6 protein-coding genes are annotated in these 7,006 nt (G+C 41.0%); 2 read left to right on the forward strand and 4 right to left on the reverse strand.

All coding sequences use genetic code 11. From position 1 onward, the window contains the following. Positions 1-111 precede the first annotated feature (111 nt). The 3 genes from dnaK to ACEWB7_RS12515 all read right to left on the reverse strand — a co-directional run bounded on the left by dnaK (position 112) and on the right by ACEWB7_RS12515 (position 3,943). Positions 112-2,052, reverse strand: coding sequence for a molecular chaperone DnaK (gene dnaK, locus ACEWB7_RS12505; RefSeq protein WP_104426786.1), 1,941 nt, complete (start codon positions 2,050-2,052; stop codon positions 112-114). 118 nt (positions 2,053-2,170) lie between these two features. Continuing rightward, on the reverse strand, positions 2,171-2,719 hold the full coding sequence (gene grpE, locus ACEWB7_RS12510; protein ID WP_166138659.1) for a nucleotide exchange factor GrpE: 549 nt from the start codon (positions 2,717-2,719) through the stop codon (positions 2,171-2,173). 723 nt (positions 2,720-3,442) lie between these two features. Further along, complete coding sequence (locus tag ACEWB7_RS12515) at positions 3,443-3,943, reverse strand: hypothetical protein (protein ID WP_313660841.1); 501 nt, start codon at positions 3,941-3,943, stop codon at positions 3,443-3,445. A gap of 213 nt (positions 3,944-4,156) precedes the next feature. Here ACEWB7_RS12515 and ACEWB7_RS12520 point away from each other — a divergent pair, with 213 nt between their 5' ends. Continuing rightward, positions 4,157-5,227, forward strand: a complete 1,071-nt coding sequence (locus ACEWB7_RS12520) for an alpha/beta hydrolase (protein ID WP_313484528.1) — start codon at positions 4,157-4,159, stop codon at positions 5,225-5,227. A 44-nt stretch (positions 5,228-5,271) separates the two neighbouring features. Here the strand turns inward: ACEWB7_RS12520 and ACEWB7_RS12525 are convergent, their stop codons facing one another. Further along, positions 5,272-5,943 carry an acetoacetate decarboxylase family protein gene (locus ACEWB7_RS12525; protein ID WP_313660843.1) on the reverse strand — a complete coding sequence of 224 codons (672 nt, stop codon included), beginning with the start codon at positions 5,941-5,943 and terminating at the stop codon, positions 5,272-5,274. 103 nt (positions 5,944-6,046) lie between these two features. Between ACEWB7_RS12525 and ACEWB7_RS12530 the strand changes: the two genes are divergently transcribed. After that, entirely contained in the window at positions 6,047-6,619 is a 573-nt protein-coding gene (locus tag ACEWB7_RS12530) for a peptidylprolyl isomerase (RefSeq protein WP_313660844.1), read from the forward strand. Positions 6,620-7,006: the final 387 nt, after the last annotated feature.

Raw genomic sequence — 7,006 nt, forward strand, 5'->3', positions numbered from 1 at the left:
TATTTTTAAGTTATTTATTTCATTATAGTTTAATTAAAAAACATTCTATTGCCTATGCATTGAGCAAAAAAAAGACCGCATAAAATGCGGTCTTTTTCTCAAAGTGACAAATTATTTTTTGTCATCTTTTACTTCAGTGAATTCAGCATCAACTACGCCGTCATCTGCTTTTTGGGCTTGGCCTTCGCCGCCTTGGAATGCATTAGGATCGAAACCTTGTGCACCGCCTTGGCCTTGAGCTGCTTCATAAGCACGTTGAGTGATCGGCATAATAATGTTTTGCAATGCTTCAGTTTTCGCTTTGATTGCTTCGACATCATTTTCTTTCGTAGACGCTTCTAACTCAGAAACCGCAGTTTCGATTGCAGTTTTTTCGTCAGCAGTCACTTGTTCGCCAAGATCTTTTACTGCTTTTTGAGCAGAAGAAACTAGTGCATCCGCTTCGTTACGTGCTTTTGCAAGCTCTTCGAACTTACGGTCTTCTTCAGCATTTGCTTCAGCATCTTTGATCATTGCTTCGATTTCAGCATCAGACAAACCTGAGTTTGCTTTGATCTGGATAGATTGCTCTTTACCAGTGCTCTTATCTTTCGCAGATACTTTCAAGATACCATCTGCGTTGATGTCGAACGATACTTCAATTTGTGGCACACCACGTGGAGCAGGTGGGATATCACCTAACTGGAAGTTACCCAACAATTTGTTCTGTTGAGCCATTTTACGTTCACCTTGGTAAACTGAAATGTCTACAGCAGGCTGGTTGTCCGCAGCAGTTGAGAACACTTGAGATTTCTTCGCAGGAATCGTCGTGTTTTTCTCAATGATTGGAGTCAACACGCCACCCATGGTTTCAATACCAAGAGTTAGTGGAGTTACGTCAAGAAGAAGTACGTCAGTTTTGTCACCAGACAATACCGCACCTTGGATCGCAGCACCCATAGCTACCGCTTCGTCCGGGTTCACGTCTTTACGTGGCTCACGACCGAAGAATTCTTGTACTTTTTGTTGTACAAGCGGCATACGAGACTGACCGCCTACCAAAATTACGTCAGAGATATCAGAAGTTGAAAGACCAGCATCTTTCAGCGCAATCTTACAAGGCTCGATGGTACGAGCTACAAGATCAGCAACTAAACCTTCAAGTTTTGCACGAGTTACGTTGATCACTAAGTGTTTAGGACCAGTCGCATCTGCAGTGATGTATGGAAGGTTGATTTCAGTTGCGTTAGAAGAAGAAAGCTCGATTTTTGCTTTTTCAGCTGCTTCTTTCAGACGTTGTAACGCAAGTGGATCATTCTTCAAGTTCACGTTTTGTTCTTTCTTGAACTCTTCAACCAGGTAGTCGATCAATGCGTTATCGAAGTCTTCACCACCCAGGAATGTGTCACCGTTAGTTGATAACACTTCGATTTGCTGGTCGCCATCAAGGTCAGCGATTTCAATGATTGAAACGTCGAAAGTACCACCACCCAAGTCGTAAACTGCAACTTTACGGTCGCCTTCTTTCTTGTCCATACCGAACGCAAGCGCCGCAGCAGTTGGTTCGTTGATGATACGTTTAACTTCTAGGCCGGCAATTTTACCTGCATCTTTAGTTGCTTGACGTTGCGCATCGTTGAAGTAAGCAGGAACAGTAATCACCGCTTCAGTGACTGTTTCACCCAGGTAGTCTTCTGCAGTTTTCTTCATTTTTTTCAGAACTTCTGCAGAGATTTGTTGTGGAGCAAGTTTCTTGTCGTTTACTTCAACCCAAGCATCACCATTGTCAGCTTTCAGGATTTTGTAAGGAACCAGACCGATATCTTTTTGTACTGCCTGGTCTTCATAACGACGACCGATCAGACGTTTGATCGCGAATAATGTGTTTTTAGGGTTGGTTACCGCTTGGCGTTTAGCTGATTGACCAACCAGAATTTCACCATCTTTGTACGCAATAATAGATGGAGTTGTACGTGCGCCTTCAGCGTTTTCGATAACTTTAACTTTGTCGCCTTCAAGTACTGCAACACATGAGTTTGTAGTACCTAAGTCAATACCAATGATTTTAGCCATTTGGATGTTTCCTCAAAAATTTTTTTGTGATTTACACTTGTTATCCGATATGAGAGCCGTTCAATTTTTTTCAAGTAAATTTTTAGAAAAAATTTCACAAACTCCCGATTTATTTCGCTTAAGCGCCAACCATGACCATTGCAGGACGTAATAAACGACCATTGAGGGCATAGCCTTTTTGCAAGACTGTACCGATTTCATTAGATTTAGCATTTGGATCAATACCGACTGCCTGATGCAATTCAGCATTAAAACCATTTGCGGTATCAACTGCGACTACACCAAATTTCTCTAGTGTATTGAGCAACGCTTTCAGCGTCAGTTCTACGCCTTCACGTAATGGGCCCTGTTCTTCCCCTGCAGCAACAATCGCGCGCTCCAGGTTATCCACTGTATCTAGCAGCTCTTTAGAGAACTTTTCCAGAACAGTATCTTTATGCTTTTCTGATTCACGCTGAATACGTTCCACACTTTTTTGTGCTTCGTAAACTGCATTGGCAGTGCGTGCTTTTTCTAACTTTAAGTCACCTTCAAGTTGTGCAATCTGCTCTTGTAAAGATTCAACGGTAACTTCTACTTGCTCAGGTTCAGCTTGAGTTTGCTCTACCTCTTGTGTCGCTTGCTCTTGCTCAAGATCTTGAGCTTGTTCGTTCTGCTCAGTTGCCATTGATTTACTCCGTTTAAATGGGTTCTTAAACATGTACAGTCCTTGGGCGTCAGAGTTAACTGCGTTAATACTGAACTGCCATGATTGAAATTTTTAATTATTTAAAGAAATCGGGGCAGGGGCAAAAAATTCAAGCACAAGTACAGATTAATTTTAGGATTTATTTGGATTTAATGACTTTAATAAAAGCAGCATCGTATTTTTAGATAGAAATAATAATTTTTATCTGTTTTAAATATTTTTAAGACGGGTGCATCATATTGCTATTAACAGCGACCTTGTTCTGAGGAGAGAGCTGAACCAGGTTGCTGTTGCCTTATTTTTTAAACTGTTTTTTCCAGTCGTATCCCTCACACATGGTCCGGCTTTTTTTTGTCCAGATTATTTTTTAGACATAAAAGCGATTAATAACCAAGTAATAAAGTATTACACAAAAAATGAGCAACGCTATATTATTCATTTCAGATTCTATCGCTGTAGTTTCTTCTCTTTTTTAGAAATGTGTTTTCGTGGCTTATCTTTTCTCTAGATAAGCTTTTTTTTGCCTGAAATTTGCTCCGGTTTTTTGACTTATAAAATGGGATAATCTTAATCAAGGCTGTGCTAAGTAAAAACATTTCTTCTATTAAAAGGAAATAACTGGAATGAGATCAAAACCATAAAACTCAGTCCATAAAAAAGCCCTGATTTAAATCAGAGCTTCTCTGTTTATTTATATTCTGCCTAATCGCGACGATTACGTGGTCGCTGCTGTTCCTGTTTACGTCGCTGATCATTCCAGCGTGGATTATTGGAGCGGTTTTGCTGAACCCGTTTTCGCTGCTGTTCTGCCACTTTCTTACGCTGTTCCAGCTGCTGGCGACGTTTACGTTCGGCCTGCGCCTGTTTCTGACGTTGATTACTCAGATTTTTGCGTTGCTGTTCCAGACGTTGTCGTTCCAGCTGAGTTTTACGACGATCCAGTTCTATTTGCCGACGCCGTTCCTGTTCCCAGTTACGCTGCTGAATATTTTTGCGACGTTCCAGTTCCAGTCTCTTACGCTGCTGTTCGTATTCCCAGTGCTGCCGGTCATAGCGGCGGTCTTGATCATAACGATAGTCATAACCTCGATCACGACGGTCATAACGTCCGTCATAATAACCATCATCAGGAAAAGCCACACAGCCTACGGCTAAAGCTAAAAATGCAGTGGCTAACGATACCGTTATTATTCTTATCGCCATAAGCTATCTCCTTTTATACAGACTTCTACATCAAAGTCGCAAAAGTGCTGTAAAAATCTCACTTAAACTGACAATGACATCTGATTAAATTCAGGTTAGCGTATTTGGCAAATGATCTATGTACATTGATATTAAGACTTATATAAGAATATGGTCACTAAAACCCTAATCATGTAGAAAAAATGAAGAATTATGGGAAAAGGATGAAAACTCATGGGTGCGAATAATCCGGTCACAAAATTTGTAATGGATAAGGGGCAGGGCACTGCAGCACGCTTGCTGGATTGCCTGCCGAGCTTTGCACAAGAACGTCTGGTAAAAGCATTGGATTATCCTTATGACTATCCTGATTTGGATCCTTATATAAAATGCTTGATGGCGATTCAGATCAAACAGGGCCAGCACAGTTTTATTAGTGAAGATGCGGTGCGATCACGTCAACTGTTTGATGAACGCATGAAAGCCATTCAGGCAAAACCGACGCCGGTCAAGGCAGTCGAGGATCTGCGCCTGCCATTACAAAATGGCACTATCTTTGCCCGACATTATCATCCGGCACCACAGAAAAAATTGCCGATGGTCATTTTCTATCATGGTGGTGCATTTATAGTGGGCGGTCTGGATACACATGATGAGTTCTGCCGTTTATTGGCGGTGCATGCCAAGGTGCAGGTACTCAGCGTGGCTTATCCGCTAACGCCAGAATACAGTCCTTTGCAAATGGTACAGGTTTGTGAAGATGCTCTGGCTTGGGTACACCAAAACATCAAGCAGCTGAAAATCTATAAAAACCAGATTGTAGTGGCCGGGGATAGTGCGGGTGGAAATCTGGCGGCAGTAGTTGCGCAGCGGAGTGCCGATAAAATCTATGCACCTCGTGCACAGTTATTGCTTTACCCGGCTGTCGATTTTAAAAGCCGCCATCCTTCTTTTTATGCCTATAATCAGGGCCTGGTACTTTCAGCTCAGGATATTGATCTGGTGACCAAGCTATATGCTGAAACACATCAAGTCGAACTGGACGATCCGCTGATTTCACCGACCTATGGTGAACTGAAGGATCTGCCACCTGCCTATGTGATTACTGCCCGTCATGATGTGTTGCATGATGAGGGTTCAATCTATGCACTGAAGTTACGTGAGAATGGGGTGCGAGTGTACTATCAGGAATATACGGATCAGGCACACGGTTTTATCAATCTGACCCCAATTCATAAACGCTCAAAAAAACAGGTCATCGAACTCAGCAAGAACTTCCGTAAATTCCTGGATAAAAAAATCTGATTCAGAAATAGATGTAATTAAGGTGTTTCACGTGAAACACCTTTTTATTTTTTATGGATCTTGGCTTCTGGAAAGACTAGATTAAATTTAGGCACATAGAAGCTTTGTAAATATTTAGCCCTAGAAAAATCCGGGAATATATCCTGAGCATCTTGCCACTCTGCCTGAATAAGCTTGGATAAATAACCCCGAAATTGAGGGCTAAACTGATAATGTTGGGATTTCCAGGTTTGCCGGATTTTTAGCATGGAGCTTGGAAGATGATGACTATTTAAATAGAAAGAACGAGGAGATTTAGGTTTTTTAAGACGAAGCGTCATGCTTTGCTCACGATAAGTAATGCGGCAAATCGTTTCCTGTCCCTGTTCTTGCCAGTCAAACTCTGCATATTCTTTAGGAATACCCCACAAGTGCTGACCATGCACAATAGATTCATGAGTAGAGACATAAATTTTCGGAATAGTCGAAAGACGCCGTCTGCTAATTAAAGGATGATCCATAATGAGCAATTCATCATAAGGGCCCACAGGAGAATGATGATAGCGCACTAATAGAACCTGAACGACACGGCCGAGTGGAGATGGCGCAATCCGAAAACTTTGAAATTCACGAATGAAATGAGGGGTAATCCAGTAATTTAGAATAAAACCCTCCCCCTGCAAATGCCAGGGCGGAAATTGATGGACGCTTTTCTCCTGTAGTAATGCATGGCTCATTATTATTCTCTTGTCTTTAGTCGGCAGGTCACTGCATTATTAGTCATGAAAGATTAATATGTTGTGAATCTCAACCTTTCTTTATCAGTAGATGAGTTAAAAAATGTTAAAAAAATCATTATCTGCTATCGCGTTGATCGCATTTAGCTTGCCAAGTTTTGCTGCCAATACCCTGATCGAGATGAAGACCTCATCCGGTAATATCGAAATTGAACTCTTTAATGACAAAGCACCGATTACGGTGAAAAACTTTGAAGAATATGTCAAAAGCAACTTCTATACAGGAACCATTTTCCATCGGGTCATTCCTGGTTTCATGATTCAGGGCGGAGGCTTTGATCTCAACATGCAGGAAAAAGCCAATAATAAAGCTTCAATCAAGAATGAATCAGATAATGGTTTGCAAAACAAACGTGGCACTTTGGCCATGGCACGTACCAACAACCCTAATTCGGCGAAAGCGCAGTTCTTTATTAACTTGGTAGATAACAGTTTTCTGGATCGTTCACCAAGAAATGCTGGATATGCAGTATTTGGGCGGGTCACAAAAGGTATGGAAGTAGTCGATAAGATCGCTCAAGTACCTACTCAGAACTATGGCATGCATCAGGATGTTCCGAAAACAGCTGTAAAAATCAACAGTGTGATGATTAAAACACCAAGCGTGAAAAAGTAAGTGAAAAATAAAACATAAATGTTTTGTTTGTATTTTCTTTGGAATATTATGAACTTATGTAACAATTGGTAGAAAAATGAACCAATTTGGTGCATAAAAATGAAACAGTCATGATTGGTGTGCGTTAAAAGCACTTGCTTGTGTAGGAAATTGCCCTATAATGAGCTCATACCGACGAGATAGGCGGAAACGAACGAAATGCGAAGCGTTGAGTTGTTAAGTTTATTGAATCCAGCTTCTGGCACTGACGAGGTGTTGGAAAGATCATTAAGAGATTATGAAGAACAACTTGTGTGGATTTTTACTGGTTGATTGATCGAAATTATTTTCATTGATTGATTGGTTTAAATTACTCGAAGTTTATTTGAGCGAAATTTAAGTCAGAAA

The organism is Acinetobacter sp. NIOH-H-8 (genome assembly GCF_046635365.1).
Classification (GTDB): Bacteria; Pseudomonadota; Gammaproteobacteria; order Pseudomonadales; family Moraxellaceae; genus Acinetobacter.

Excerpts from the sequence above, each read along its gene's own strand:
- dnaK (WP_104426786.1), bottom strand. The coding sequence starts at position 2,052 with ATGGCTAAAATCATTGGTATTGACTTAGGTACTACAAACTCATGTGTT.
- grpE (WP_166138659.1), bottom strand. The coding sequence starts at position 2,719 with ATGGCAACTGAGCAGAACGAACAAGCTCAAGATCTTGAGCAAGAGCAA.
- ACEWB7_RS12515 (WP_313660841.1), bottom strand. The coding sequence starts at position 3,943 with ATGGCGATAAGAATAATAACGGTATCGTTAGCCACTGCATTTTTAGCT.
- ACEWB7_RS12520 (WP_313484528.1), top strand. The coding sequence starts at position 4,157 with ATGGGTGCGAATAATCCGGTCACAAAATTTGTAATGGATAAGGGGCAG.
- ACEWB7_RS12525 (WP_313660843.1), bottom strand. The coding sequence starts at position 5,943 with ATGAGCCATGCATTACTACAGGAGAAAAGCGTCCATCAATTTCCGCCC.
- ACEWB7_RS12530 (WP_313660844.1), top strand. The coding sequence starts at position 6,047 with ATGTTAAAAAAATCATTATCTGCTATCGCGTTGATCGCATTTAGCTTG.